Annotated in this window: 29 protein-coding genes; 22 read left to right on the top strand and 7 right to left on the bottom strand. The window is 71.7% G+C overall.

Annotation, left to right across the window (positions count from 1 at the left end; genetic code table 11):
- The 4 genes from mshB (at position 1) to ACYVKF_RS03470 (ending at position 4719) form a co-directional block, all read left to right on the top strand.
- Entirely contained in the window at positions 1–936 is a 936-nt protein-coding gene (gene mshB, locus ACYVKF_RS03455; protein WP_460964856.1) for an N-acetyl-1-D-myo-inositol-2-amino-2-deoxy-alpha-D-glucopyranoside deacetylase, read from the top strand.
- Positions 933–1436, top strand: coding sequence for a flavin reductase family protein (locus tag ACYVKF_RS03460; RefSeq protein ID WP_056915395.1), 504 nt, complete (start codon positions 933–935; stop codon positions 1434–1436). Before mshB ends, ACYVKF_RS03460 begins: the two co-directional genes overlap by 4 nt.
- A gap of 14 nt (positions 1437–1450) precedes the next feature.
- A complete protein-coding gene (locus tag ACYVKF_RS03465) occupies positions 1451–3118 on the top strand; it encodes a VanW family protein (protein WP_460964859.1) in 1668 nt (555 codons plus the stop codon).
- A 422-nt stretch (positions 3119–3540) separates the two neighbouring features.
- On the top strand, positions 3541–4719 hold the full coding sequence (locus ACYVKF_RS03470) for a hypothetical protein (RefSeq protein WP_460964861.1): 1179 nt from the start codon (positions 3541–3543) through the stop codon (positions 4717–4719).
- 12 nt (positions 4720–4731) lie between these two features.
- Here the strand turns inward: ACYVKF_RS03470 and ACYVKF_RS03475 are convergent, their stop codons facing one another.
- Complete coding sequence (locus ACYVKF_RS03475) at positions 4732–5145, bottom strand: VOC family protein (RefSeq protein WP_460964863.1); 414 nt, start codon at positions 5143–5145, stop codon at positions 4732–4734.
- On the bottom strand, positions 5142–6230 hold the full coding sequence (locus ACYVKF_RS03480; protein WP_460964865.1) for a GNAT family N-acetyltransferase: 1089 nt from the start codon (positions 6228–6230) through the stop codon (positions 5142–5144). Before ACYVKF_RS03480 ends, ACYVKF_RS03475 begins: the two co-directional genes overlap by 4 nt.
- Positions 6231–6242: 12 nt before the next feature.
- Here ACYVKF_RS03480 and fdxA point away from each other — a divergent pair, with 12 nt between their 5' ends.
- The 3 genes from fdxA (at position 6243) to ACYVKF_RS03495 (ending at position 9090) form a co-directional block, all read left to right on the top strand.
- Entirely contained in the window at positions 6243–6569 is a 327-nt protein-coding gene (gene fdxA / locus ACYVKF_RS03485; protein ID WP_056917233.1) for a ferredoxin, read from the top strand.
- Complete coding sequence (gene dapC / locus ACYVKF_RS03490; protein ID WP_460964867.1) at positions 6566–7687, top strand: succinyldiaminopimelate transaminase; 1122 nt, start codon at positions 6566–6568, stop codon at positions 7685–7687. The genes fdxA and dapC overlap by 4 nt, the downstream gene beginning before the upstream one ends.
- Before the next feature lie 104 nt (positions 7688–7791).
- The gene (locus ACYVKF_RS03495) at positions 7792–9090 is read left to right on the top strand and encodes a citrate synthase (protein WP_056918349.1); all 1299 of its coding nucleotides are present in this window, start codon (positions 7792–7794) and stop codon (positions 9088–9090) included.
- 289 nt (positions 9091–9379) lie between these two features.
- On the opposite strand, the gene ACYVKF_RS03500 is transcribed toward ACYVKF_RS03495, so the two are convergent.
- Positions 9380–10267, bottom strand: coding sequence for a hypothetical protein (locus ACYVKF_RS03500; RefSeq protein ID WP_460964870.1), 888 nt, complete (start codon positions 10265–10267; stop codon positions 9380–9382).
- A gap of 2 nt (positions 10268–10269) precedes the next feature.
- Positions 10270–11202: a 2,3,4,5-tetrahydropyridine-2,6-dicarboxylate N-succinyltransferase gene (gene dapD, locus ACYVKF_RS03505; RefSeq protein ID WP_056918347.1), complete on the bottom strand. Its 933-nt coding sequence runs from the start codon at positions 11200–11202 to the stop codon at positions 10270–10272.
- A gap of 57 nt (positions 11203–11259) precedes the next feature.
- Here dapD and dapE point away from each other — a divergent pair, with 57 nt between their 5' ends.
- From dapE to ACYVKF_RS03545, 8 genes are read left to right on the top strand one after another with little or no spacing between them, the layout of a single operon-like run.
- Positions 11260–12384 carry a succinyl-diaminopimelate desuccinylase gene (gene dapE / locus ACYVKF_RS03510; protein WP_460964873.1) on the top strand — a complete coding sequence of 375 codons (1125 nt, stop codon included), beginning with the start codon at positions 11260–11262 and terminating at the stop codon, positions 12382–12384.
- Positions 12385–12393: 9 nt separating this feature from the next.
- Positions 12394–13173 carry an LOG family protein gene (locus tag ACYVKF_RS03515; protein WP_460964875.1) on the top strand — a complete coding sequence of 260 codons (780 nt, stop codon included), beginning with the start codon at positions 12394–12396 and terminating at the stop codon, positions 13171–13173.
- A 56-nt stretch (positions 13174–13229) separates the two neighbouring features.
- Complete coding sequence (locus ACYVKF_RS03520) at positions 13230–13481, top strand: hypothetical protein (protein WP_460964877.1); 252 nt, start codon at positions 13230–13232, stop codon at positions 13479–13481.
- Between the two features lie 38 nt (positions 13482–13519).
- Complete coding sequence (locus ACYVKF_RS03525) at positions 13520–13819, top strand: DivIVA domain-containing protein (RefSeq protein ID WP_056918345.1); 300 nt, start codon at positions 13520–13522, stop codon at positions 13817–13819.
- Between the two features lie 4 nt (positions 13820–13823).
- Positions 13824–14312, top strand: a complete 489-nt coding sequence (locus tag ACYVKF_RS03530) for an SRPBCC family protein (protein WP_460964879.1) — start codon at positions 13824–13826, stop codon at positions 14310–14312.
- Positions 14309–14911 carry a DNA-3-methyladenine glycosylase I gene (locus ACYVKF_RS03535; RefSeq protein WP_460964881.1) on the top strand — a complete coding sequence of 201 codons (603 nt, stop codon included), beginning with the start codon at positions 14309–14311 and terminating at the stop codon, positions 14909–14911. Before ACYVKF_RS03530 ends, ACYVKF_RS03535 begins: the two co-directional genes overlap by 4 nt.
- Complete coding sequence (locus ACYVKF_RS03540) at positions 14908–16119, top strand: hypothetical protein (protein WP_460964883.1); 1212 nt, start codon at positions 14908–14910, stop codon at positions 16117–16119. Before ACYVKF_RS03535 ends, ACYVKF_RS03540 begins: the two co-directional genes overlap by 4 nt.
- A complete protein-coding gene (locus tag ACYVKF_RS03545; RefSeq protein WP_056918342.1) occupies positions 16116–17417 on the top strand; it encodes a hypothetical protein in 1302 nt (433 codons plus the stop codon). The genes ACYVKF_RS03540 and ACYVKF_RS03545 overlap by 4 nt, the downstream gene beginning before the upstream one ends.
- 42 nt (positions 17418–17459) lie before the next feature.
- On the opposite strand, the gene ACYVKF_RS03550 is transcribed toward ACYVKF_RS03545, so the two are convergent.
- Positions 17460–18278, bottom strand: coding sequence for an enoyl-CoA hydratase/isomerase family protein (locus ACYVKF_RS03550; RefSeq protein WP_460964885.1), 819 nt, complete (start codon positions 18276–18278; stop codon positions 17460–17462).
- Positions 18279–18456: 178 nt separating this feature from the next.
- On the opposite strand from ACYVKF_RS03550, the gene ACYVKF_RS03555 reads away from it, so the two are divergent.
- The 3 genes from ACYVKF_RS03555 (at position 18457) to ACYVKF_RS03565 (ending at position 20644) form a co-directional block, all read left to right on the top strand.
- Positions 18457–18630 carry a DUF3117 domain-containing protein gene (locus tag ACYVKF_RS03555; RefSeq protein ID WP_082552876.1) on the top strand — a complete coding sequence of 58 codons (174 nt, stop codon included), beginning with the start codon at positions 18457–18459 and terminating at the stop codon, positions 18628–18630.
- A 140-nt stretch (positions 18631–18770) separates the two neighbouring features.
- Positions 18771–20291: a leucyl aminopeptidase family protein gene (locus ACYVKF_RS03560; protein ID WP_460964887.1), complete on the top strand. Its 1521-nt coding sequence runs from the start codon at positions 18771–18773 to the stop codon at positions 20289–20291.
- Entirely contained in the window at positions 20288–20644 is a 357-nt protein-coding gene (locus tag ACYVKF_RS03565) for a hypothetical protein (RefSeq protein WP_056915380.1), read from the top strand. The genes ACYVKF_RS03560 and ACYVKF_RS03565 overlap by 4 nt, the downstream gene beginning before the upstream one ends.
- 3 nt (positions 20645–20647) lie before the next feature.
- On the opposite strand, the gene ACYVKF_RS03570 is transcribed toward ACYVKF_RS03565, so the two are convergent.
- Positions 20648–21280, bottom strand: coding sequence for an O-methyltransferase (locus ACYVKF_RS03570; protein ID WP_056915379.1), 633 nt, complete (start codon positions 21278–21280; stop codon positions 20648–20650).
- Positions 21281–21448: 168 nt separating this feature from the next.
- Between ACYVKF_RS03570 and sigE the strand changes: the two genes are divergently transcribed.
- From sigE to ACYVKF_RS03590, 4 genes are all read left to right on the top strand, one after another.
- Positions 21449–22102: an RNA polymerase sigma factor SigE gene (gene sigE / locus ACYVKF_RS03575; protein WP_200956927.1), complete on the top strand. Its 654-nt coding sequence runs from the start codon at positions 21449–21451 to the stop codon at positions 22100–22102.
- A gap of 65 nt (positions 22103–22167) precedes the next feature.
- Complete coding sequence (locus ACYVKF_RS03580) at positions 22168–22752, top strand: hypothetical protein (protein WP_460964890.1); 585 nt, start codon at positions 22168–22170, stop codon at positions 22750–22752.
- Complete coding sequence (locus ACYVKF_RS03585) at positions 22749–24578, top strand: S1C family serine protease (RefSeq protein WP_460964892.1); 1830 nt, start codon at positions 22749–22751, stop codon at positions 24576–24578. The genes ACYVKF_RS03580 and ACYVKF_RS03585 overlap by 4 nt, the downstream gene beginning before the upstream one ends.
- Positions 24579–24589: 11 nt before the next feature.
- Complete coding sequence (locus tag ACYVKF_RS03590; RefSeq protein ID WP_056915375.1) at positions 24590–24934, top strand: Sec-independent protein translocase family protein; 345 nt, start codon at positions 24590–24592, stop codon at positions 24932–24934.
- 6 nt (positions 24935–24940) lie between these two features.
- Here ACYVKF_RS03590 and ACYVKF_RS03595 read toward each other — a convergent pair whose 3' ends face one another.
- On the bottom strand, positions 24941–26086 hold the full coding sequence (locus ACYVKF_RS03595; protein ID WP_056915374.1) for an Mrp/NBP35 family ATP-binding protein: 1146 nt from the start codon (positions 26084–26086) through the stop codon (positions 24941–24943).
- Between the last annotated feature and the right edge of the window lies 1 nt (position 26087).

Genomic DNA, 26087 nt, shown 5'->3' on the forward strand with positions numbered 1-26087 from the left:
GTGACGACCCCCGACCCTGCGCCCGCGGCACCCCTGCTGTTCGTCCACGCGCACCCGGACGACGAGACCTTGACGACGGGCATCACCATGGCCCGTCATGCGCAGGAGGGGCACCCGGTCCACGTCCTCACCTGCACCCTGGGGGAGGAGGGCGAGGTGATCCCGCCCGAGCTGCTGCACCTCGACGTGCACCACGACGACGCCCTCGGGCCGTACCGCCGCGAGGAGCTGCGCGCCGCCATGGCCGCCCTCGGCGTGAGCCACGAGGTGCTGGGGGAGGACGAGAGCCGCCTGTCCGCCTACCGCGACTCCGGGATGGCCGGGCTGGACTCGCCACCCGGCCCCGGGACCTTCGTGCGCGCCGACCCGGAGGAGGCCGTGTCCCTGGTCGTCGACGTCCTGCGACGGGTCCGGCCCGCCGTCGTCGTCACCTACGACGAGCACGGTGGCTACCTCCACCCGGACCACGTCCAGACCCACCGCGTCACCTGTGCGGCCGTGGCCTCCCTGCCCCGCGAGCAGCGCCCCCTCCTGTATGCCGTGCTGACGCCGCGCTCGTGGGCCCGTGAGGACCGGCAGTGGCTGGCAGAGCACCTCCCACCCGACTCCCCGTGGTCGCTGCCGGACCCCGACGGCGAGTACCCGCCGTCAGTGGTGGCCGACGAGCTCGTGACCCACGAGGTCGTCGAGCCCACCCTCGTCCCCGTCCAGGCTCGGGCGCTTCGCGCCCACGCCACCCAGGTGACCGTGGACGGTGAGACCTACGCCCTGTCCAACGACATCGCGGCCCGGCTGTCGGGGCGTGAGGGCTTCGCCCTGCTCGACCCCGAGACCGGACACCTCGTCACCGGCGCGGACCTGCACCCGGTCGACCACTCCCGGACGGGCGCCCCGCCGGGGTCCCGTCGCACCGACCTGACAGGAGCTCCCGCGTGAGCACCGACCTCCCGGCCGTCGACACCGACCAGTTCCGCCTGGCGATGGGGCGGTTCGCCACCGGTGTGACGGTGCTGACCACCCGCAGCGGCGAGCACGACCACGCGATGACGGCCAACGCCATCACCTCCGTCTCGATCGACCCCCTGTTGGTGCTCGTGTGCGTCGAGGTCGACGCGCGCTTCCACGAGGCCGTCACCGACGCAGGCATCTGGGGTGTGAGCATCCTCGGGGCCGAGCAGCGGCCCGTGGCGCAGTGGCTCTCGACCCAGGGCCGACCCCTGCACGGCCAGCTCGACCGCATACCCCACCACCGCGGTGCGGCCACGGGCGTGGCCCTCCTGGACGGCGCGATGGCAACGATCGAGTGTCGAACCACGGACGTGCACCCCGCCGGTGACCACAGCATCGTGGTCGGCGAAGTAGTGTCCCTCTCGAGCAACGAGCACCCCGCGGCCGCGCTGGTGTACTACCGCAGCCGCTACCAGGCGCTGAAGTGATGGGAGGGCAGGGCGTGAAGGAGAGCGGCTCCGCCGGTCTGAGGTTCGGGGTCGCGCTGGCGGTCCTGTTCGCCGCCTACCTCGGCACGGCCTGGTTCCTCGGGCGGCACGTGCCCGCCAACACGTCAGTGTCGGGCGTGCCGATCGGCGGGATGTCGCCGGCGGCCGCAGAGCGGACCCTGTCGCGCTCGTTGGGTGCCCGGCAGGACGCCGCGATCACCGTCACCGCCGGCGAGAAGTCGGCCCAGCTGAGCCCCACGGACGCCGGCCTCGCGCTCGACCTCCCGGGCACGGTGGGGGAGCTCACGGGGTTCAGCCTCAAACCCTCCGACCTCTGGAACCACCTCACCGGTGGGGACGCGGAGCAGCTCAAGACGTCAGTGGACCGCGCGAAGCTCGAGGCGGCCGTCAAGGGCATCGAGTCGACGCTCGACACCCAGGTCGTCCAGGGCGCCATCACGTTCCCCGATGGCAGGGCCGCGGTGGTGCAGCCGGTGGCCGGCGCGACCCTCTCGGTGCCCGGCACCGCTGACGAGGTGGCCGCCCGCTGGCCCGCCAAGGGACCGATCGGGGCCAAGTTCGACACCGTCGAGCCCGACGTGACTGCTGACGAGGTGCAGCGCGCCGCAACGGAGTTCGCGACGCCGGCCATGTCCGGTCCCGTCACGGTCGAGGTCGCCGACAAGAAGTTCCCGGTGAAGCCGGCCGACTACGCTCCGGCCCTGTCGATGAAGGTCCAGGACGGCAAGCTCGTCCCTGCTGTGGACGACACCAAGCTCGTGGCCGCCGTCCGCGCGGCCGCCTCGGCCGCCGGTCTGGAAACCAAGGCCCGCGACGCGAAGATCACGTTCAGCGGCACCAAGCCCGTCGTCATACCGTCAGCCACGGGCTCCACCCTCGACGACGCCTCGGTCGTCGCCGCCGTGGTCCCGGCCCTGACGTCACCGTCGCGGACGGCCACCGTCACCGCGAAGGCCGTCCAGCCCAAGCTCACGACCGCGCAGGCGAACAAGATCAAGCCCAAGGAGATCATCTCCTCGTTCACCTCGGTCTTCCCGTTCAACCCCCCGCGCACCGAGAACATCACCATCGCTGCGCGGACCCTCAACGGCACGTACGTCGCGCCGGGGGAGACGTTCAGCCTCAACCAGCGACTCGGCCAGCGGACGGCGGCCAAGGGCTACAACTCGGCGCCGGTCATCGTCAACGGCCGACTGACCAAGGACTACGGCGGCGGCATCTCGCAGCTGTCGACCACGCTGTTCAACGCGGTGTTCTTCTCGGGCGTGAAGATCGAGGAGCACCACCCCCACAGCTTCTACATCTCGCGCTACCCCGAGGGACGCGAGGCCACGATCTCCTGGCCCGACGTCGACAACCGGTTCACCAACGACAGCGGCTACGGCATCCTCATCCAGGCGTACGTGTCGGGCAGCTCGGTGACGGTGACCTTCCACGGCACCAAGGTCTGGGACGTCGAGGCCTCCAAGGGGGATCGGCGCAACGTCGTGCAGCCGAAGACCATCGTCGACGACTCCAAGGGCTGCGTGACGCAGACCCCGACGCCCGGCTTCGACGTCACGGTGACGCGAATCTTCAAGAAGGCCGGCAAGACGGTGCGGACGTCGCAGTTCAACACCCACTACATCCCCGAGGACAAGGTCACCTGCACCGGCGGGTGACGCACGGCTGACCAGCCGAAACGTCCCGATCCGGGGACAGGGGTCGGGCCGTGTCGGGAGGGCGCCACACCCGGTGTCGGGTGGTCCGGATCGTCGGGAACCCGCCAGTTCGAGCTGGGTGGTTCTGTCCCGATATGAACCCATTTTCGTGTCGTTTGCGTGTGTCCTCGATTTCGCGACCCGGAGCTGTCGGGCTACGGTTTCGCCCTGTTCGAGTCTGCGCGTGGAACCGTTCCACGCAGCCGGAGACAGTGACCGGAGCGCCCCTGCAGGGAGGTGGCCTGCCGGTACCGCGTCCGCCGTGATGCACCACTGCTCCGTGCGACCCACGCTCCTGCGTGGGGCAGACAGGCGCCCCTCAGGCCCGCTCCGGCGGGAGTCGGGCGTCCCCCCCAAGCGTCCCCCCGCGCGCAAGGAGAAGCATGTCCACCCCCCGTCGTACCGTCCTCAAGCACCTCGGTGCCGCAGCCCTCGTCTCCTCCGGAGCGGCCGTCGTCGGAGCCTCCTCGGCCTCCGCCGCCGTCGCCGAGGACGACATCCTGCTCGACTCGTTCACCGGCACCGACGACGAGAGGCTGACCAAGGCCCTCACGGTCGCCAAGTCGTCGAGTCCCCGTCGAGCCATCCGGCTCGCCGGCCGCGCCCACACGTTCACGCAGACGCGAACGACGTTCTCCGGCCTGCGGATCCTCGGCCCGAACGTCGGCTGGCAGAACCCCGAGATCGCCGGAACCAGTGGCTGCCTCCCGCAGTGCACCGTCACGCTCAACTGCGGCAACGGCGCGAAGTCGTGGCTGGTCGGCACCGCCACGACGTACAACGTCATGGTCGCCGGCATCACGCTCAAGTCCTCGAACGCCGTGACGCAGTTCTACCACCACCCGATCAGTGCCGGGACGTGCTACGCCGCCACCTTCGACACCCTGTCGTTCTACGGGTTCAAGCACGTCCTGGGCACCCCGGCCGACCCGTTCTCGATGACGCTGGTCACCACCAAGGGCTCCTGGACCTGCGTCGCGGTGCAGGACACGCAGTTCTCCCTGCGCGGCTCCGACAACTTCCTGTGGGTCGCCGGCGACATGAACTACGGCTGGGCCGGCGCCAACGGCGGCAAGTACCTCATGCGGTTCAGCAACCTGGCCAAGACCGCGGTGCGCCACCTCTACCTGACGGCCCGCGGTGGCTCCCGCGCGGTCCTCGTCGAGGGCCCGGCCTCCCAGCAGGGCGGCCTGGACATCAGTGACTGCGTCATCGAGGGCCAGAACGCGGGCGACCCCGCCATGGGTGCCCTGATCGTCGTCAAGGGCGGCGGCGTCTCGCTGACGAACACCAAGCTCAACTTCGGCATGGCCCGCCCCACCGACTTCAAGGACCAGAAGGACACCGCGCTGATCATGGTCCAGGGCGGCACCGCACTGATCACGAACACGTGGACCAACCGCGCCACGGCCACGCCGGAGTCGGTGCCGGTCGTCGCCGTGTCCGGTGGCGCCGCCTACGTCTCCCGCGTCATGGGCATGGGTGGCAACTGGGCGGGCAAGCCCAAGGTGGTCCGGACCGGTGGCACGCTCGTCCCGGACGCCACGGTCGCCGCAGCCTGACGGCTGGGTGCCCTACCGCACCAGGTGGGCGTAGGGGTCCGGTCGCTCGGACTCGCTGCGCAGCACGCAGAACTCGTTGCCCTCCGGGTCGGCGAGCGTCGCCCAGCCGGTGCCCGGGCCACGGTGGTCCCGCAGGTCGTGGACCATCGTGGCCCCGGCGCCGAGCAGGCGCTCGACCTCTTCGTCCATCGTCCGGTCGGTGGGCCAGAGGTCGAAGTGGATGCGGTTCTTGACCGTCTTCGCCTCGGGCACCTCGATGAACAGCACCCGCTGACGCCCGTCGGGCGAGAAGATCATGCACTCCTCGTGCCCCGGCAGGTTGGGGTCCTGCGGGTCCTCGCCGAAGCCGAGGACCCCGGCCCACCAGACCGACTGGGCGTGGGCGTCGCGGGAGTCCAACGTGGTGTGCGAGATGCGTGACGTCATGGCGCCACTCTTCCCGCCGACCCTTGCCGTGCGCCACCGGTTTGCGGCGACGTGAGGTACGCGTAGGACGAGTGCACGACGAACCCCAGCCGTCGGTACAGGCGGATCGCCGTCTCGTTGTCGTGCTCCACCTGCAGGTGGAGCAACGAGACGCCCTCCTCGCGGAGCGCGACGGCGAGGCGCGCGGTGAGATGCGCGGCCAGCCCGCGCCCCCGGTATGCCGGGTCGGTCCAGACCGCACCCAGGCCGCCCCACCCGGCGCCGATCCCCAGTCGTGCCAAGGCGATCGGTGCGGTACCGGCCGCATCGCCAGCCCTGAGCCCCAGCTGCTGGGAGAGCCCGCCACCGGGGGTGATGCTGCCGAACAGCACGCGCGGGCTGCCGCTCAGGACCGCCTCCGTGGCGCCCGGCACCGTGGCCCGGGTGCGGTGGTAGGCCTCCAGCCACGAAGGGGACAGGTCGTCCGCGATCGTGACCGCCGGTCCGCCGGGGTCGGCAGCGGCGATGGTCTCCCGGGCGGCAGTGAGGTTCAGCGTGCGGCTGCCGACGGTGTAGCCACGGGCCAGGAGCAGCGCCCCCAGCGAGCCACCGGCGGGCTCGAACCCCTGAGGTCCGGCGAGGGCGAACTTCGCTGGGAGACCTCGCCCGGCATACCAGTGCTCCACCTCCTCCACCGCGGCGGCGAGGGGCCTCCCGGGGCTCCCCACCGGGACGACCGAGTTGCCGCGCTGGGTGTACCCCGCCGAGGCGCGCAGCTGCCAGTCACCGAGGGCTCCGCGCTCGACCGCGCCCCAGGCCGGCACCATGACGCGCTGGAGGTCCTCGATGGTCAGGGCCAGGTGGGGTGCGCCGCGGCGCGACGGCTTCGGGGGGACCTCCTTGGCGGTGGTCACCCGCGCCAGCGCGATGGTGACGGGGCCGCGCGAGGTCTCGACGACCACATGCTGCGCGTCGCGCTCCGCAAGGGTTCCCACGCTGTCGGTCAGGGTCGCCCCGGTGGCCTCGTCGGGGGCGTCGAGGCGCCACCTGACCACCACTCGGGACCCGAGGGGGATCCTCCGCACGTCTGCTGGCACAGGCCGCATAGTATGTCCGCCATGACGTACGTGATCGCCCAGCCTTGCGTTGACCTCAAGGACAAGGCCTGCATCGAGGAATGCCCGGTCGACTGCATCTACGAAGGTGAGCGGTCCCTCTACATCCACCCGGACGAGTGCGTCGACTGCGGCGCCTGCGAGCCGGTGTGCCCCGTCGAGGCGATCTACTACGAGGACGACGTGCCCGAGCAGTGGGCCGAGTACTACAAGGCGAACGTCGAGTTCTTCGACGACCTCGGCAGCCCCGGCGGTGCCGCCAAGCTCGGCATCATCAACAAGGACCACCCGATCATCGCCGACCTGCCCCCGCAGGAGCACGACGAGTGAGCATCCGCTCGCTCCCCGACTTTCCCTGGGACTCGCTCGCTCCGTACAAGGAGCGGGCGAGTTCCGCTGTCCCGGGCGGGATCGTCGACCTGTCGGTGGGCACCCCCGTCGACCCCACGCCGGGTGTCGTGCAGGAGGCGCTGCGTGCTGCCGCCGACGCTCCCGGCTACCCGCAGACCTACGGCACCCCGGCCCTGCGTGAAGCGGTCGCCACGTGGTTCGCCCGTCGCCGGGGGGTCCCGGACCTCGACCCCGACGGTGTCCTGCCGACCGTCGGGTCCAAGGAGCTGGTCGCGTGGCTGCCGACCCTGCTCGGCCTGGGCGCGGGTGACGTCGTGGGGTTCCCCGGCATCGCCTACCCGACCTACGACGTCGGCGCCCGCCTCGCCGGGGCGACCCCCCAGGTCGTCGACGGGCTCAACGCGCTCGGGCCGCTGACGGCCGCCACGACACCGAAGCTGTTGTGGCTCAACACCCCCAGCAACCCCACCGGTCGCGTCCTCGGCATCGACCACCTCGCCAAGGTCGTGGCCTGGGCCCGCCAGCACGGCGTGGTCGTCGCCTCGGACGAGTGCTACGCCGAGCTGGACTGGCGCAGCGACTCGACCGAGCCGACCACCCCGAGCATCCTCGACCCACGGGTCTGCGGCGGCAGCCACGAGGGCCTGCTCGCCGTCTACTCGCTGAGCAAGCAGTCCAACCTCGCCGGGTACCGCGCCGCGTTCGTCGCGGGGGACGTGACCCTCGTTCGTCAGCTGCTCGAGGTCCGCAAGCACGCCGGCATGATCGTGCCGTGGCCGGTGCAGGCCGCCCTCACGGCCGCGCTCGGTGACGACACCCACGTGGCCGAGCAGAAGGCCAGGTATGGCGCGCGGCGTGCCGCCCTGCGCGAAGCGGTCGAGGCGTTCGGCCTCCGCGTGGACCACTCCGACGCGGGCCTGTACCTCTGGGCGACGCGGGGCGAGGACGCCTGGCAGACGGTCGACGCCCTAGCCTCGCGCGGGATCCTCGTGGCACCGGGCACCTTCTACGGTCACGTCGGGCGCGAGCACGTGCGGATCGCCCTGACCGCGACCGACGAGCGCATCGACGCCGCGGTCGGCAGGCTCCTCGCCTGAGGTGCCCGTTTTCCGCCCGTGCGGTGGGTTGGGGTAGCGTCGAGCGTGCGCGAGGCACGCCGTGTGAAGGGTGCCCGCCCCGGGACATTTGAGGATGGTTACGCATGAGCAATGACGGATCCACCGGCGCCACGCTGAAGGCCGGCACCACGGAACTCGACCTCCCCCTGGTCAAGGCAGCCGAGGGCAACGACGGCTACGACATCAGCAAGCTGATGAAGGAGACCGGCAACACCACCCTCGACATCGGGTTCGTCAACACCGCCTCCTGCAACAGTGCGGTGACCTACATCGACGGCGACCAGGGCATCCTGCGCTACCGCGGGTACCCGATCGAGCAGCTCGCCGAGAAGTCGAGCTTCCTCGAGGTCTCCTACCTGCTCATCTACGGCGAGCTGCCGACGCAGACCGAGCTCGACGACTTCGACTCCAAGATCCGTCGCCACACGCTGCTGCACGAGGACCTCAAGGCCTTCTTCGGTGGGTTCCCGCGTGATGCGCACCCGATGCCGGTGCTGTCGTCAGCCGTGTCTGCGCTCGGCACCTTCTACCAGGACAGCCTGGACCCGTTCGACAAGGAGCAGGTCGAGATCTCGACCGTGCGCCTGCTGGCCAAGCTGCCGACCATCGCGGCCTACGCCTACAAGAAGTCGGTCGGTCAGCCGTTCCTCTACCCCGACAACTCCCTGTCGGTCACCGAGAACTTCCTGCGCATGACGTTCGGCTTCCCGGCCGAGCCGTACGACCTCGACCCCGACATGGTCAAGGCGCTGGACCTCCTGCTCATCCTGCACGCCGACCACGAGCAGAACTGCTCGACGTCGACGGTCCGCCTCGTCGGATCCGCCCAGGCCAACCTGTTCAACTCGGTCTCCGCCGGCATCCACGCCCTTTCCGGCCCGCTGCACGGCGGCGCCAACTCGGCCGTCCTCGAGATGCTCGACGGGATCGCCAAGGACGGTGGCGACGTCGATGCGTTCGTACGCAAGGTGAAGAACAAGGAGGACGGCGTCAAGCTGATGGGCTTCGGCCACCGGGTCTACAAGAACTACGACCCGCGCGCGGCGATCATCAAGAAGACCGCCGACACCATCATCAACAAGGACGGCGTGAAGGACCCGTTGCTCGACATCGCGCTGCAGCTCGAGCAGCGCGCCCTCGAGGACGACTACTTCGTGGAGCGCAAGCTCTACCCGAACGTCGACTTCTACACCGGCCTGATCTACAAGGCCATGGGCTTCCCGACCAAGATGTTCACGGTCCTGTTCGCCCTCGGTCGCCTGCCGGGCTGGATCGCCCAGTGGCGCGAGATGATCGAGGACCCGCAGACCAAGATCGGTCGCCCGCGCCAGATCTACACCGGTCACACCGAGCGCGACTACGTGGACTTCAGCGCCCGCTGACCCACCCCGCCATCAGGTACGGCGCGAGGCCCGGTTCCCCACGGAACCGGGCCTCGCGCCATACCCGGGTCCCTCCGGCCCGCCCGCGCGGAGGGCGCCACCGGGTGTTCCACCCCACCGCGTTCGGCGAGCGCCAACTGTCGGTATGGCGCCGCCAGGGCGACGGTTGGCGCTCACCGAACGTGCCTCAGCCCACCAGGGTGTGCAGGAGGACGAGGAGCTCTCGCCGCAGGCGGGGGTCGCGCAGGTCCGCAGTGGTGATGCGGACGACTCGCCAGACGACGTCGGGTCAGCTGGTGGTCGGGAAGGTGACGGTCACGGTGGTGCCGGCGCCGCCCTTGACCGACTTCCACGTCCAGCCGTCGGTGTCGCGGGTGCGGGTCCACTCCTTCGAGCCGACCCGGACCTTCGTGGCGCCGTACTGCGCCGCCTTGGCGACCGCGAACGACCCCGTGCTCCACGCCTGCCGCTCGGAGCCTGCCTTGACGGTGAGGACCCTGCCCTTGACCGAGCCCTTCACCCCGAGCTCCTTCGACAACGCGGCCCTCAGGTCGGCGGGCCGGCCACCCGTGGCGTCGTCGAGGCGGCAGCCGAGGCCGCCGGGGGAGTGGCCGCTGAGCGTCGAGGCCATGAGGCGGCCCTCCTGCTCGTGGTCGGCGTACGCCTCGGGATAGGCCGAGCGCTGCACCTTCTGGGCGATCTCGGTGATGCGCATCTGCTCGTACCCGTCGACCTTGACGAGCGCGTCGTAGAACTTGTTCGTGGCGTAGACCGGGTCGAGGATCTGCTTCTCCGTGCCCCACCCCTGGCTCGGCCGCTGCTGGAACAGCCCGACCGAGTCCCGGTCGCCGTAGGTCAGGTTGCGCAGCTTGGACTCCTGGATCGCCGTGGCGATGGCGATCGTGCCGGCCCGGGCGGGCAGGCCGCGCTTCTCCGCGATGGCCACGATCGTTGCGGCGTATGCGGTCTGGCTGGGGTCGAAGTCCACGCTGGTGCCCAGCGCGGTGGCCTGGCACCGGGGGCCGCCCAGGTTGTGCAGGGTGCCGCGCAGCCCGATCCAGCCGGCACCCACGAGTCCCGCGACGAACAGCAGCAGCACGACCCGGGTGACGAGGCGCCGGGTCCGCGACGGGGGCCTGTGCTCGGAGAGGACGGTGCCCCGCTTGGTGCTGGGCACGGCTAGTCGTTGGCGTGCAGCGCGGAGTTGAGCACGATGCCGTGCCCGTCCCGTGCCTTGGCCTCGACGGTGCCGGTCACCGAGTTGCGGATGAACAGGAGGTTGTCGTGACCGGACAGCTCGCGGGCCTTGACGACCCGCCCGTCCGCGAGGGTGACCTTGGTACCCGCCGTGAGGTAGAGGCCCGCCTCCACCACGCAGTCGTCACCCAGGGCGATCCCGAGACCGGCCTCGGCGCCGAGGAGGCAGCGCTCACCGACGCGCACGCGCTCGGTGCCGCCCCCCGACAAGGTGCCCATCGTCGAGGCGCCGCCACCGATGTCGGACCCGTCGCCCACGACGACACCCTGGGAGATCCGGCCCTCGACCATCGAGCTGCCGAGCGTCCCGGCGTTGTAGTTGACGAACCCCTCGTGCATCACCGTGGTGCCCGGCGCCAGGTGCGCGCCCAGGCGAACCCGGTCGGCGTCGGCGATGCGGACGCCCGTGGGGACGACGTAGTCGACCATCCGGGGGAACTTGTCGATGCCCAGCACGTTGACCGTCCCGCGCAGGCGCAGCCGGGCGCGCGTCATCTCGAAACCGTCGACCGCGCACGGGCCCTGGGTCGTCCAGACGACGTTGGCGAGGACCCCGAAGATGCCGTCGAGGTTGATGCTGTTGGGCTCGACCAGGCAGTGCGAGAGCAGGTGCAGGCGCAGGTACGCGTCGGAGGGGTCGGCCGGCGCCGCGTCGAGGTCGACCTGCACGTCCACGACGGTGCGTCGCACCCGACGGAGCTCGTCGGCGCCGGCGAGGGCGCGCAGCTCCTCGGGGACGCTCGCACCGGCAGGGCGTGCGCCGAGCGCCGGCTCGGGGTACCAGGTGTCGAGGACCACGCCGTCGACGGTCGTGGTGGCCAGTCCGAAACCCCATGCGCTGCGCTCACTGCTCATGCGGGCAAGCCTAGGGGAGCGAGGCTGAGGATTCGGACGCTGGATAGGGTCGTGGGCATGGCGAACCCTTCTCAGGACACCCCCCAGCACACCACCCAGGACAGCGCCCACGACCTCGTCCCGCTGGACCTGTCCGCCGACGTCGTGACGTTGACCGCGGCGCTGTGCGACATCGAGTCCGTCAGCCTCGACGAGCGACGGGTGTGCGACGCGATCGAGGCGGCGCTCGTGCCGCTGGAGCACCTCACGGTCACCCGCATCGGCAACACCCTCGTCGCGCGCACCGAGCTCGGCCGTGACGAGCGCGTCGTCCTCGCCGGCCACATCGACACGGTCCCGCTGACCAAGGCTCCCGCCAACCTGCCGACCCGTCGCGAGGGCGACGACCTCGTGGGCCGCGGCACCGTCGACATGAAGGGCGGCGTCGCCGTCCAGCTCAAGGCCGCCCTGGTCACCGAGCCGAGCCGCGACCTCACCTTCGTCTTCTACGAGGGGGAGGAGATCGACAGCGAGCACAACGGCCTCCTGCACGTCCAGCAGCAGCGCCCCGAGCTGATCGCCGACGCCGACTTCGCCGTCCTCCTCGAGCCGACCGCCAGCCAGGTCGAAGGTGGCTGCAAGGGCACCCTGCGGGTCGACGTGACCGCCCGTGGCGTCGCGGCGCACTCGGCCCGACCATGGAACGGGCGCAACGCGATCCACGCCGCCGCCGACCTGCTGAACCGCCTCACGGCATACGAGCCGGCCACGGTGACGGTCGACGGCCTGGACTACCACGAGGCACTCAACGCCACGGGGATCCGTGGCGGCATCGCGGGCAACGTCATCCCGGACGAGTGCGTCCTCACGGTCAACTACCGGTACGCCCCCGACAAGTCGCCGGAGGTCGCGCTGGCCCACGTGGCCGAGCTGTTCGAGGGCTATGACCTCGTCGAGCTCGACAACGCCCCCGGCGCCCGCCCCGGCCTGGACCTCCCGGCCGCCAAGGCGTTCGTCGAGGCGCTCGGGCTGCCCGTCATCGCCAAGGAGGGCTGGACCGACGTCGCCCGCTTCTCGGCCATGGACATCGCCGCGGTGAACTTCGGCCCCGGTGACCCCAACCTCGCGCACCACGACGACGAGCGGTGTCCCGTCTCGCAGCTAGTGTCCGCCGAGGCGGCCCTGCTGCGTTGGCTCGCATAGGTTGATCGCGTGAGTGACGAGACGACGGACATCACCAGCGCGAGCGACTACGAGTACCACACCGGCCCGGTGACCCTTCGGGGTTCGCGCGTCCCCGGGACAACCACCGACCAGCGACTGCTCGACAGCCGCGGCTCCAGCGAGTGGCTGCACACCGACCCGTGGCGGGTGATGCGGATCCAGAGCGAGTTCGTCGAGGGGTTCGGGGCGCTCGCCGAGCTCGGCCCGGCGGTGAGCGTGTTCGGTTCGGCCCGGACGAAGCCCGGCACGCCCTTCTACGAGCTCGGCACCCATGTGGGGCGGGCCCTGGTCGAGGCCGGGTATGCCGTGATCACCGGTGGCGGGCCCGGCGCCATGGAGGCGGCGAACAAGGGTGCCCGTGAGGCGGGCGGGGCCTCGGTCGGCCTGGGGATCGAGCTGCCGTTCGAGCAGGGGCTGAACGAGCACGTGAACCTGGGGGTGAACTTCCGCTACTTCTTCGCGCGCAAGACGATGTTCGTCAAGTACGCGCAGGGGTTCATCGTCCTGCCGGGCGGGTTCGGCACCCTCGACGAGCTGTTCGAGGCCGTCACCCTCGTGCAGACCCGCAAGGTCACGTCCTTCCCGATCGTCCTGATGGGCACCGAGTACTGGGGCGGGCTGCTGGACTGGTTGCGCGGCACGGTCCTCGATGCGGGCACGGTCAGCGAGAAGGACATCGAACTCCTGCACCTCACCGACGACGTCGACGAGGCCGTCCGCATCGTCACCTCGACCGACCAGACGGTGGCGGCCAAGCGTCCCGAGTGACGTCCGGCCCGATCGACCCATGGACTCCGGGGCCGGCCGGGGGCGATGATGGACCCGTGAACATCTCACCGCTGCCACGGCAGGGTGACGTCGTGGTCGGTCGCGACGTCGCCGGCCGGACGCTGCGGATCTCCGGTCACCCGGAGAGCGGGCGGGTGGTGCTGTCGATCTGGCAGGACACCGTGTGCAGGGCGACGGTCCGTCTCCTGGCCGAGGACGTCCCCGCGGTCGTGGAGATGCTCGCGCGCAGTGCGCTGACCCCCGCCGCGTCGGGGGAGGACGCCCGCGCCCTCGAGACGGCAGGCTGAATAGGACGCTCCCAGCAGTTCGTGCGACGATCACCTGCGTGATCTGGGTCTTCTTCACCGTCATCGCCGTGCTGCTCATCGGCGGCTTCGCCGCGCTCGTGACGGGCCGGCTGGGCTACGACCCGATGGCGGACGCGACGAGCACCCAGAGCTCACCAGCCCTGTCCGACGGATTCGCGTCCGACGAGATCTCCGCCGTGCGCTTCGACACCGCCCTGCGCGGTTACCGCATGGACCAGGTCGATGCCGTCCTCGACCGGTTGCAGTCCCGCCTCGCCGAGCTGGAGGGTCCGCGCGCGGCCACCGAGCCGGAGAGCCCCCGCGACACGGTGCGCTGAGCAGATGGCCACCCTCCACCTCACCCGGCACACCGCGGCGAGTCCTGCCGCCGTGTGGGACGTCGTCGCCGACTTCGCGGGCTACGGCGACTGGATGCCGATGACCCGGATGACCACGGACGCGGGGGAGCCGCGGGTCGGCTGGGGGTTCGCGGGGCTCAGCGGGCCCGGTCCGCTCGTCTTCTCCGACTCCATGCTCGTCACCCGGTGGGACCCACCATCGCCCGACAGCGACCCCGCCGCCCCCGCGGTGTTCCGGGTGGTCAAGACCGGACGCCTGCTCGGTGGGTGGGCCGAGGTGACGGTGACCCCCGAACCACACATCGGCAGCCCGGGTGTGCTGGGTTCTCGGCTCGACTGGGTCGAGGACGTCGTCGTGCGTCCACTGCCGTTCAAGCGCCTGTTCGAGCCGGTGCTGGACCGCGCCAGCACGTGGCTCTACGGACGTGCCGTCGACGCCATGCTCGCGCGGGCCGCCGGGTCCCGACGGTGAGCGGCCTCCTCGTCGGCTCGGACGGGTTGGCGCGCTGCGCGTGGGCCGGGTCGACCCCGGACTACCTCACCTACCACGACACCGAGTGGGGTGTGCCGGTCCACGGCGAGCAGGCGCTGTACGAACGCCTCACCCTCGAGGCCTTCCAGTCCGGGCTGTCCTGGATCACCATCCTGCGCAAGCGCGAGGCCTTCCGCGCCGCGTTCGCAGGCTTCGACGCCGAGGTGGTCGCGACCTTCGGCGACGCCGATCGGGCCCGGCTGATGGCCGATGTGGGCATCGTCCGCAACCGCCTCAAGGTCGACGCCGCCATCCACAACGCCGCCGCCGTGCTCGCGCTGCGGGAGCACGGCGGGCTCGACGCCCTCGTCTGGTCGCACGCGCCGGCCGACCACGCACCGCCGAGGTCGGCCGAGGACTTCCGGGCGACCAGCCCGGAGAGCGTCGCCCTCGCCAAGGGCCTCAAGAAGGCGGGGTTCGTGTTCGTCGGCCCCACGACGATGTATGCCGCCATGCAGGCGTGCGGCCTCGTGGACGACCACGTCGTGGGCTGCCACCGGTCGGGGGTCGGTGCCGGGGCGGACCAGGGCCCCGCATGAGCAGGGGCGCCGTCCTCCTCAGGTCGCTGACCGTCAGGACAGCGCTGGTCTACCTCGCCCTGCGGGCCGTGTCGGGCCTGCTCCTCGTGCTGGCCAGCCGGGACCAGGCGGTGATGCCGGACTGGACCGGCCCGACCGTCGAGCCGATCGACATGACCGTCCTCTGGGACGGCAGCTGGTACCGCAACGTGGCGGAGCAGGGCTACCCCAACCCGCTGCCCGTCGACCAGGCCAGCGGACACGTCGCGCAGAACGCCTGGGCGTTCTACCCGCTCTTCCCCCTCCTGGCGCGGATGCTCATGTCGGCCACGGGTCTGGGGTTCCCCGTGGTGGCCTCGACCCTGGCCCTCCTCGCCGGGCTCGGCGCGAGCGTCCTCATGGCCCGCCTGCTGGCCGAGAAGGTGGGCGACAGGGTCGCCCTCGGCGCCGTCGCCGTCTGGGCCGCGTTCCCGGCGGCGGTGTCCCTCCAGCTCGCGTACACCGAGTCGCTCGCGATGTTCGTCCTGTGCGGCCTGCTCTGGGCGCTGGTCCGACGCAGCTGGGGGATGGTGGCCGGGCTCTCGCTGCTGCTGGGCCTCACCCGGCCCATCGCCGTGCCGGTGGTCGTCGTGGTCGGTGTCTCCGTGCTCCTGCTGTGGCGAAGGCGCCGCCAGCAGAACGTCACCCGGGGTGAGCTCGTCTCGGCCCTGGCCGCGCTTGCCACCACCGCGGTGGGCGCAGTGCTGTGGCCCCTCATCGCCTGGCAGGTGACCGGGTCCCGCACGGCATACACCGACACCATGGCCGCGTGGCGCGCCGGAGGTGAGATCACCCCGCTCAAGCCCTGGCTGGGCATGTCGCAGTGGGCCTTCCGCGACTTCGACGGTGCCGCCGTCTACGGCCCCGTGGGGCTGGCCGCCCTCGTGACGACCATCGTCGTGCTCACCTGCGGCCCCTGGGCGACCAGGCTCGGCCCCGAGCTGAGGGTCTGGTGCCTGGCGTACCCCGCCTACCTCGCGGTCGTCCTCGACCCCTTCACGAGCATCTTCCGCTACGCCCTGCCACTGTTCCCGCTGCTCGTCGTGGTGCTGGGCGGCGGCTGGCTCGAGCGGGCCGCGCGCCACCTGACCGTCCGCGTCGGCTTCCTCGTGGCTGCGGGCATCGTGGGCCAGGTCGCCTGGATCTGGAAGCTGCTCGTCTACCACGCGCCGGCGGACTACCCGCCGTGACCGCCGTCGCCCGCGTCCGCAGCGTCCCGTCCCTGCTGACCTCCTCCCTGCTCACCTCCAGCGGCCGCAGCGCCGCCGCCGGGTGGGCCCTGCGCCGCCCCGTCGTCTTCCTGCTCCTCTGGTATGCCGTGACGCGGGTCCTCGTGTTCGTCACCATGGCGGTCGCCGCGACGTGGTTCCAGACCCCTGCGGGGGTGGGCCACCTCCACCCGACGATCGGTGACGTCCTCGGTGGGTGGGACAGCGTCTGGTACCGCCGGGTGGCCGTCGACGGCTACCCCGTGCCACTGCCTGCCGACCCCGACACCGGGCTGCTGACCTACAGCGCATGGGCGTTCTACCCGGCGTTCCCGATGCTCGTCCGCGCCCTCATGGTCACGGGGATGTCGTTCGAGGTGTCCGCGGTCCTGCTCAACCTCGTCCTCGGTGCGGTCTGCACGATCCTCGTCTGGAAGTGCCTCAACTTCGCCCTCCACGCGGCCCCGCAGCCGGCCCGCGAGCGGCTGGCCCTCGTCGCGGGCATCCTCTGGTGCCTCTACCCCGCGACCTCGGTGCTGGTTATGCCGTACACCGAGGCCCTCGCGGGCGTGCTCATCGCCGGGTCGCTGCTCCTGCTGATGCGGCGGCAGTACGCCCTCGTCGCGCTGGTCACGATCGGGCTCGGGTTCACGCGTGCCGCCGCCCCTGCGATCGCCTGTGCCGCGATCGCGCACCTCGCCCTGCGCTGGCGCGAGGACCGGGCGGCGGGCACCCGGCCGCTGACCGGGCAGCGGACGACCGCGGCCCTGATGCTGCTGGCGACGGCCGCCTCCTCCATCGCCTGGCCCGTCGTCGTCGGGATCGCCAGCGGGCTGCCGATGGCGTTCTTCGACGTGCAGGCCGCCTGGGGGCAGAGGCCGGAGTCGGGGCCGTTCGTGCTGTGGCTGTCGTGGGCGTGGGACGGCCACGGCGTCGTCGGGGTGGCGGTCCTCGTCGGCCTCGTGGCGACGTACATCGCCCTCATCGTCGGCCGCCACGGCCGCTGGCTGGCGATCGAGCTGCGGGTCTGGGCCCTGGCCTACCCGCTCTACCTGCTGGCGGTCGTCCGGCCGATCACGAGCATGTGGCGGTTCCTGCTGCTCGACTTCCCCATCGCCGCGCTCGTGGCGTCCGTGGCGATGCGGACCTCGACGGGGGAGCGGGTGGTGCCGCACTGGCGGCGCCGGGTCGCCGTCGTGGCCCTCGTCCTGCTCGGGGGCATGTTCTGGTTCACCTGCACCCTGCTGACGTACACGCCGTGGGCGGCAGCCCCGCCCTGACCGTGTCGCCGGTCGCTGGCCGCCCGCCGGTCCGTCAGCCGGTCACTCGCCGGTGAACACCGGCTTCTCCTTCGCGAGGAACGCAGCCACCGCCGCCTTGTGGTCGGCACTGGCACCGGTGAGCGCCATGTACTCGCCCTCCCGCTCGAGGGACTCGCCCAGGCCGTGGCCGGCGGCGAACGCGACGGCCTGGCGGATCGAGCCGTACGCCAGTGTCGGGCCGTCGGCCAGGGTGGTCGCCAGCTCCAGCACGGCGGCGTCGAGGTCGGCCGCGGCGACGACCCGGGTGACCAGGCCGAGGGAGAGGCACTCGTCGGCGGGGACCGTGCGCGGCAGCAGGAGCAGCTCCTTGGCGCGGGCCGGGCCGACGAGCCGCTGGAGGCTCCAGGACGAACCCGAGTCGCAGGACAGTGCGATCCCGGCGAACGCCAGGTTGAAGCCTGCCGTGTCCACCATCACCCGGAAGTCCGCCGCCATCGCGAAGGCGGCGCCGGCACCTGCCGCGACCCCGTTGACCGCGGCCACGACCGGCTTGTTCATCGTCGTCAGCAGCTCGACGATCGGGTTGTAGTGCTTGGGGACGGTCTCCCACAGGGACGGGTCGTCGGACTGCTGGAGCCGGATGTGCTCCTTGAGGTCCTGGCCGACGCAGAAGGCGCGACCGCTGCCGGTGAGCACGACGCACCGGACCGTGGAGTCGGCGGCCACCTCCGTCAGGGCCGCGAGCAGGGCCTCCTTCGTGGGGGTGTCGAGGGAGTTCATCGCCTCCGGCCGGTTGAGCCTGACGGTGGCGACCGCACCCTCGCGTTCGACGACGACGGGCAGGTGAGGGGGCTGCGGCGCTGCAGGACTCTGGGTCATGCCGGACATCATGCCCTGCGGCCACCGGGTCGCCCGGGGCTGCACCCCGGACCGGATTTCGCCTGTGAGCAGGTTCACGGGATAATGGAGCAAATCTGGCACGCACGGGCGGAACTCAAGCACTGGCGTGGACCCGCGTGCCCAGCAGCAAACCACGCCATACGGAAGGGACACACCCATGGCGGCAATGAAGCCGAGGACTGGCGACGGCCCGCTCGAGGTGACCAAGGAAGGTCGCGGCATCGTGCTGCGCATGCCTCTCGAGGGTGGTGGGCGCCTCGTCGTCGAGATGACCCCCGACGAGGTCCGTGCACTGGGCGAGGCCATCGACAACTGCGAGGGCCTCAAGTAGTCCTGCCTCCACAGCTTTCGAGGACCCCCTCCGGCGCCTGCCGGAGGGGGTCCTCGCCTGTGCGGGGCCGCACGGGTCGACCGGTCCACCGAGGGCCACGGGTATGCCGCCGACTCCGGTCGGGTGGGTAGGGTCGGGCCGTGCCTGCTCCAGAACTGCTCGACCCCCCGTCCAGCTCGTGGTCGGTCCGGCCCAACGCACTCGCCGACGTCCTCGCCGACCTCGACCCGACCGACCTGCTCCTTGCAGTCCCGGTCCACCGGGGCGGCCTGCGCGCGGACTCGGACGCGGCCAGGTGGCTGCCGGTGGTCGGTCTCGACGCCACGGACGTGCAGGCGGCCCACGAGCCCTCCGGCGAACCCGGCGCCGTCACCCGGCTGCCGCTGGTGCCCGGGGAGCGCGCCGCCCGCACGGTGCTGCTGGTCGGGCTGGGTGACGCGGGTCCGGCGGACCTGCGCAGCGCCGGCGCCGCCCTCGGTCGGGCCGGACGCGGCCGGGCCCACCTCGTGGTCGCCGTCACGGGCCTCGACGCGCAGGCCCAGGCAGCTCTCGTGGAGGGCATCGCCCTGGGTGGGTACACCTCGCCGCGCTGGCGTGGTCCCGACGCCACGCCCTCGAGCGCACCGGTGGCAGAGGTGACGCTGGTCGGGACCTTCGACGAGGTGGCCTGCCGACGTGCGGTGACCCGGGCCCGGGCCACGATGGTGGCCCGGAACCTCGCGGTCGTCCCCTCCAACACCAAGAACCCGGCGTGGATGGCCGCCCAGGCGCGCACCATCGGGCGGCGGGCCGGGCTGGACGTCAAGGTCTGGACCGAGCGCGACCTCAGGTCCGAGGGCTTCGGTGGGCTCCTCGCGGTCGGGGGCGGATCGGCCACGCCGCCGCGCCTGGTGCAGCTGTCACACGAACCCGCCGGCGCCACCTCGAGCACCCCGCACGTCGTCCTCGTCGGCAAGGGGATCACCTTCGACACCGGTGGCCTCGACATCAAGCCCGCCGAGGGCATGCTGGCCATGAAGACGGACATGTCAGGCTCGGCCATCGTGCTCGCCGTCGTGGCGGCCTGCGCCGCGCTCGACCTCCCGGTACGGGTCACGGGACTGCTCGCGCTCGCCGAGAACGCGGTGAGCGGCAGCGCCTACCGGCCCTCCGACGTCATCACGATGTACGGCGGTCGCACCGTCGAGATCGGCAACACCGACGCCGAGGGCCGCATCGTCATGGCCGACGCCCTGGCCTACGCGGACGCCCACCTCGCGCCGGACGTCCTGCTCGACATCGCCACCCTCACCGGGGCCGCGAGGGTGGCCCTCGGCCGCAGCATGGCACCGGTGTACGCCACCGACGACGCCCTGAGCGACGCCCTGGTGGCGGCCGGCCGGGCCAGCGGCGAGCTGCTGTGGCCGTTCCCCCTGGTGGAGGACTACCGGTTCGCCCTCGACAGCGTCGTGGCCGACGTCAACCACATCGCGGGCACTCCTGTCGGCGCCGGCTCGATCACGGCAGCATTGTTCCTGCGCGAGTTCGTGGGCGAGCGACGCTGGGCGCACCTCGACATCGCCGGGGTGGGTCGTTCCGACGTCGACCGCGGACTCCTCACCAAGGGTGGGACGGGCTTCGGTGCCCGCCTGCTGCTCACCTGGCTGGAGGAGATGGCATGAACGCGGGATACGGGTTGTCGGTGCGCTGGTCGCTCGAGGACGCACCGAAGGACGTCGCGACGTCGTTGCGCGACTACGTGGTCGGCACGTCGATGGCGAAGTTCATGTTCCTCGACGGGCTGGCGTTCAAGACCTGGCGGATGGTCGAGGGGGAGTGGTTCGAGGGCACGTACGTCTTCGACCAGCAGGTCTACCGCGACGACTTCCTCAAGGAGTTCGCCGAGACCGCCGCGGAGTCCGCGGGCAGCGCGATCATCGGCTCGGCGCCGATCCTCATGGAGCCGTTCGAGGTCGTGGCCATCGCCGAGGGACCCGAGCGCTTCCGCCGGGGCCCGGGGCCCGGCACCGCCTGAGGGTCAGCGCTTGACGGCCGCGAGGACGCCGTCGCCCACGGGCAGCAGGGCCGGGACGAGGCGGTCGTCGTCGCGCAGCTTCTTGCCGAGGTCGCGCAGCACCGTCGTCTGGGCGTCCCGGGCAGCCGGGTCGGCCACCTTGTCGTGCCACAACATGTTGTCCAGGACCAGCACGCCACCGGAGCGCAGCAGCCGGATCGCGTGGTCGACGTACTCCGGGTACTCGGCCTTGTCCCCGTCGACGACCACCATGTCGTAGGCGCCGTCGGTCATGCGGGGGAGGACGTCCAGCGCCCGTCCCGTGATGACGCGGGTCCGCTGGTGGGCGACGCCCGCCTCGGCGTACGCCTTCTTGGCGACGCCCTGGTGCTCGGCCTCGACGTCGATCGTCGTGAGGATGCCGTCCTCCGGCATCCCCTGGAGCATCCACAGGCCCGAGGTGCCGGCGCCGGTGCCGATCTCCACCACGGAGCGCGCCTTGGCGGCTGCTGCCAGCAGGCGCAGCAGGACTCCGGCACCGTTGCCGACGGGGGTCGCGCCGAGCTCCTCGCCGCGGCGGCGGGCGTTCTCGATCACCTCGTTCTCGGTGACGAACTCCTCGGCGTAGGCCCAGCTGGCCGGCTTCTGTGCACTCATGCGGGAAACCCTACTGCCGCGAACACGCGCCGCCGGCCCCGCGGCATACAGGAAACGCTCAGGTTGTTGGGGAACCATGCAAGCCACTCGGTCGTCTGGACCGAATGCATGGTGTGAGCGCCGCAACGGCGCCCGACGGAGGTGAGGGACGTGACCGCGACCGACACGATCGGCCCGGCCCGACAGGATGTCCAGAGTGACGTCCAGGAGGCCCCCGCCTGGGTGCCCCCGACGTGGGAGGAGATCGTCGAGCAGCACTCGGCGCGCGTCTACCGCCTGGCCTACCGTCTCACCGGCAACCCGCACGACGCCGAGGACCTGACCCACGACGTGTTCATCCGCGTCTTCCGGTCGCTGCACAGCTACCAGCCCGGGACGTTCGAGGGCTGGCTGCACCGCATCACGACCAACGTCTTCCTCGACAAGATGCGGCGCAAGCAGCGCATCCGGTTCGACGCGCTGTCCGACGAGAGTGCGGCCCGCCTCCCCACCCGCGAGGCCGGCCCCGAGGCCGCGTACGACGCCACCCACTTCGACGACGACGTCCAGCGCGCCCTGGACGCCCTCTCACCCGACTTCCGTGCAGCGGTCGTGCTGTGCGACATCGAGGGGCTGTCGTACGAGGAGATCGCGACGACGCTGGGCGTCAAGCTGGGGACGGTGCGTTCGCGCATCCACCGCGGCCGGGCCCAGCTGCGTGAGGCCCTCGCCCACCGCGACCCGACCCTCGACCGCCCCGCGCTCGACATCGACCGAACCCCCGCCCCCGTCTCCCGTCGGCGTCTCCCGGTGATCCGCCGCGCGGTCCCGGGGTCGCGGTGAGCCGGCTGGGCCTGCCGGGCGCCCGGTGCCTGGGCGCTGACCTGACCGCGTACGCGGATCGGGCGATGGACGCCGCCACCCTGCTCAAGTGGGACCGGCACGTGGTGGCCTGCACCTGCTGCCGCGCCGCCGTCGACGACGAGCGGCGCGTGCTCGCGTCGTTGCGCTCGCCGTCGGCGCCGGAGGTCTCGCGCGACCTTCGGGGGCTGCTCCTCGCGATGGCGAACGAGCCCGTCCGCGCCGAAGACGCGTCCGCCGCCGGCGCGGACGTCCGCTCGGCGTGGTCGCTGCCCATGGTCCCGCCGGTCCCGACCGCTCCCGTCCCGGTGATGGACCGGGGCGCCCCGGCGATGCACCGGTCCGCACGTCGGGCCACGATGTTCGCCGGTCTCGCAGCCGGTGCCACGGCCGCCGCCGCGTGGAGCCTGGTCGTCACCGGTGGGAGCCTCACCTCTCCCGCGCCGACGCCCGTCACACCGGGCACGGTCCAGCGGGCCCGTCCGGCCACCCCGGGCTTCGCGACCGCGGCGTTCACCGTCCCGTCCCTCGGGACGAGGGTGACCGCGGCGCCGCCGCGCAGCACGCGGCCCACCTCGTCCACCCCCGACGTGGGCGCGGCGCGGCTGGGTTCGGCACAATCGACCCCATGAGCGACGAGCGTCCCCCGAGCAGCGACCAGCCCGGTCACGAGGCGGGCCAGCACGAGGGCCACGGCCAGACGCCGGAGACCGAGGCCGTCGCCATCCCCGACCCGACTCCTGAACCCGCGGACACCCCCGAACCGGCGCCGGAGCCGGTGTGGTCCGAGGCGACCCCAGCACACCCGGGCCGGCCTGTCCCCGACGGGGCCGGCGTTCACGAGCCCGCGTCACCGCGGGACGTCACGCCCGTGGAGCCCGCGTGGGACCCCTGGGCGCCGCCGCGCGACGACCAGCCGGTGGCCCAGCCCCAGCAGGGGTATGGCGCCGGTTCGGCTCCCGACCACACCCAGCCGGTCGACCTCTCGCACACCCAGGAGCTCTCCGGCTCCACGGCTTCGGCAGGGGACCCGGTCCAGACCCCGGCCCAGACCCCGGCGCAGACTCCTGCCCAGGCTCCGGCGCGGGAGCAGGCCTGGGCGAGCGAGCCCACCGGCTGGCCGAGCCAAGCCGACCGTGAGCACGGGCCCGGGGACGCCTCCGCCGGTGCGGGCGCGCCCGCGCTCGGCGCGGCAACCCTGGGCGCGGCGGGGGCGCCTGCGCCCTCGGCCCAGGGCAGCGGCTGGGACCCGATCTCGGCCACGAGTGCCGATGCGGGGTACGGCGGCCATCAGGGCCACTGGGTCGGCGGTCAGCCGCTGGCCCCCAGTGCCCCGCACCAGAAGGGCCCGGGCTGGGGTGCCCTCGTCGGGGTCGCGGCCGTCGCCGCGCTCGTCGCGGCGACCCTCGGCGGGATGTTCGGTGGCTGGCTCGGTGCGACCGACCGGCTCGGCTTCGGCAACCTCGACCGCACCGGTACCTCGATCCCCACGGTCGGCGCCGGGGCGACCGCCCGGCCCGAGGGCAGCATCGCCAACATCGCGGCCAAGGCGCTGCCCAGCGTCGTGACGATCAAGGTCAAGGGCGCCGACGGTGCCGGGACCGGGTCGGGCTTCGTGCTCGACCGGGACGGCCACATCATCACCAACAACCACGTGGTCGCCAGTGCCGCCGCAGGCGGCACCATCGCGGTGGAGCTGTCCAACGGCACCGAGATCGAGGCGACCATCCTGGGGCGCGACAGCTCCTACGACCTCGCGGTCCTCAAGACCAGCCGGACCGACCTCGTTCCGCTCGTCATCGGGGCGTCCAAGGACGTCGTCGTCGGTGACCAGGTCATCGCCGTCGGCGCCCCCCTCGGCCTGGAGTCCAGCGTCACCTCGGGCATCGTCAGCGCCCTGAACCGGCCGGTCAGCCCCGGTGGTGACGGCGACCAGCAGTCCTTCATCAACGCGATCCAGACGGACGCCGCGATCAACCCCGGCAACAGCGGCGGTCCGCTGCTCGACATGCAGGGCCACGTCATCGGCATCAACTCCGCCATCGCCCGGATCCCCGGCGCCGCGGACGTGCAGTCCGGCAACATCGGTGTCGGTTTCTCGATCCCGAGCGACCAGGTGGCCAAGACCGCGGCCCAGCTGATCAAGACCGGCAAGGCCGAGCACCCCGTCATCGGGGTGATCCTGGACCGCCAGTACACCGGCAGCGGCGTGAAGATCCTGGCCTCCGGGTCCGGAGCCAGCGCCAACCCCGTCACGCCCGACGGTCCCGCCGGCAAGGCGGGTATCAAGCCCGGTGACGTCATCGTCGAGTTCGACGGACGGCCCGTGTCCGACCCCGACGACCTCGTCGTGGCGATCCGTGCCAAGAGCGTCGGGGACAAGGTGCCGATGAAGGTGCGCCGCGGGAGTGAGACGATCAGCGTCACGGTCACCCTGACCGGTACCTCGGGCAGCTAGGACGACATCACATGATGGACATCAACGGGTGGGAGTTCATCGCCCTGATCGTTCTCGCCGTGGTCATCCTCGGCCCCGAGCGGCTGCCCGAGTATGCCGCGAAGCTGGGCCAGTTCGTCCGCCAGGCGCGGTCGATGGCCGAGGGTGCCAAGGGTCAGCTGCGTGAGCAGATGGGCCCGGAGTTCGACGACATCAACTGGAAGCAGTACGACCCGCGGCAGTACGACCCGCGACGCATCGTGCGCGAGGCGCTGATGGAGCCGGACGCGGACGACGACCACGTCGGCTCCACGGCCCCCGACGTCGTGGCGCACGATCCGTCACGGGCCACGCCGTACGACGTCGACGCGACCTGAGGGACGTCAGCGACCGACGGGCGACAGGCCCAGCGAACGACCAGCGAGGCCGCGCGAGCGCGTGCCCAGGCCGCGCGCGATCCCGCGAAGCGCCACGGCGGCAGCCGAGTCGGGGTTGCGCAGGACGACCGGCACACCCTCGTCGGCACCCTCGCGCAGGTTGGTGTCGAGGGGGATCTGGCCCAGCAGGGGCACGTCCGCCCCGACGGCGCGGGTGAGCGAGTCGGCGACGCGCTGACCGCCACCGGAGCCGAAGATCTCCTGCCGCGAGCCGTCCGGCAGCTCGAGCCACGACATGTTCTCGATGACCCCGACGAGGCGCTGGTGCGTCTGGAGGGCGATCGAGCCCGCACGCTCGGCGACCTCGGCGGCTGCCTGCTGCGGGGTCGTGACGACGAGGATCTCGGCACCGGGGATGAGCTGGGCGACCGAGATGGCGATGTCGCCGGTGCCCGGCGGCAGGTCGAGCAGGAGGACGTCGAGGTCGCCCCAGAAGACGTCGCCGAGGAACTGCTGCAGGGCCCGGTGGAGCATCGGGCCGCGCCACACGACCGGCTGGTTGCCGGGCACGAACATGCCGATCGAGATGACCTTCACCTCGTGGCTGATGGGCGGCAGGATCATGTCGTCGACCTGCGTGGGGCGGTGCTCGACACCGAGCATGCGCGGCACCGAGAACCCGTAGACGTCTGCGTCGACGACCCCGACCCGCAACCCGCTCTGGGCCAGGGAGGCCGCGAGGTTGACGGTGACCGAGGACTTGCCGACGCCGCCCTTGCCGGAGGCCACGGCATACACACGGGTGAGGGAGCCGGGGCGGGCGAACGGGATCTCGCGCTCGGCGACGCCCCCGCGCAGCTGCTGTCGCAGGGCGGTGCGCTGCTCGTCGCTCATGACGCCGAGGGTGACGTCGACGGACGTCACGCCGGGCACCTTCGCCAGGGCGGCGGTGGTGTCCTTGGTCAGCGTGTCCTTCATCGGGCAGCCCGACACGGTCAGGAGGATGGTGACGGCGACCCGGCCGCTCTCGTCGACCGTGCAGCTCTCGACCATGCCGAGCTCGGTCACCGGCTTGCGGATCTCGGGGTCGATGACCGTCGCCAGCGCTTGGTGGAGGGCCTCGTCGGTCACAGGTGCTGCGGGGTGGGGCATG

The sequence above is a fragment of the Pedococcus soli genome (assembly GCF_054782575.1).

Bases quoted from the DNA above. Each gene is read 5' to 3' on its own strand.
- dapD (WP_056918347.1), bottom strand. From the start codon at position 11,202: ATGAGCAGTGAGCGCAGCGCATGGGGTTTCGGACTGGCCACCACGACC.
- ACYVKF_RS03475 (WP_460964863.1), bottom strand. From the start codon at position 5,145: ATGACGTCACGCATCTCGCACACCACGTTGGACTCCCGCGACGCCCAC.
- ACYVKF_RS03480 (WP_460964865.1), bottom strand. From the start codon at position 6,230: ATGCGGCCTGTGCCAGCAGACGTGCGGAGGATCCCCCTCGGGTCCCGA.
- ACYVKF_RS03555 (WP_082552876.1), top strand. From the start codon at position 18,457: ATGGCGGCAATGAAGCCGAGGACTGGCGACGGCCCGCTCGAGGTGACC.
- ACYVKF_RS03540 (WP_460964883.1), top strand. From the start codon at position 14,908: ATGAGCAGGGGCGCCGTCCTCCTCAGGTCGCTGACCGTCAGGACAGCG.
- ACYVKF_RS03565 (WP_056915380.1), top strand. From the start codon at position 20,288: ATGAACGCGGGATACGGGTTGTCGGTGCGCTGGTCGCTCGAGGACGCA.
- ACYVKF_RS03570 (WP_056915379.1), bottom strand. From the start codon at position 21,280: ATGAGTGCACAGAAGCCGGCCAGCTGGGCCTACGCCGAGGAGTTCGTC.
- dapE (WP_460964873.1), top strand. From the start codon at position 11,260: ATGGCGAACCCTTCTCAGGACACCCCCCAGCACACCACCCAGGACAGC.
- ACYVKF_RS03530 (WP_460964879.1), top strand. From the start codon at position 13,824: ATGGCCACCCTCCACCTCACCCGGCACACCGCGGCGAGTCCTGCCGCC.
- ACYVKF_RS03495 (WP_056918349.1), top strand. From the start codon at position 7,792: ATGAGCAATGACGGATCCACCGGCGCCACGCTGAAGGCCGGCACCACG.
- ACYVKF_RS03580 (WP_460964890.1), top strand. From the start codon at position 22,168: ATGGACGCCGCCACCCTGCTCAAGTGGGACCGGCACGTGGTGGCCTGC.
- ACYVKF_RS03550 (WP_460964885.1), bottom strand. From the start codon at position 18,278: ATGACCCAGAGTCCTGCAGCGCCGCAGCCCCCTCACCTGCCCGTCGTC.
- ACYVKF_RS03470 (WP_460964861.1), top strand. From the start codon at position 3,541: ATGTCCACCCCCCGTCGTACCGTCCTCAAGCACCTCGGTGCCGCAGCC.
- ACYVKF_RS03590 (WP_056915375.1), top strand. From the start codon at position 24,590: ATGATGGACATCAACGGGTGGGAGTTCATCGCCCTGATCGTTCTCGCC.
- ACYVKF_RS03595 (WP_056915374.1), bottom strand. From the start codon at position 26,086: ATGCCCCACCCCGCAGCACCTGTGACCGACGAGGCCCTCCACCAAGCG.
- ACYVKF_RS03585 (WP_460964892.1), top strand. From the start codon at position 22,749: ATGAGCGACGAGCGTCCCCCGAGCAGCGACCAGCCCGGTCACGAGGCG.
- fdxA (WP_056917233.1), top strand. From the start codon at position 6,243: ATGACGTACGTGATCGCCCAGCCTTGCGTTGACCTCAAGGACAAGGCC.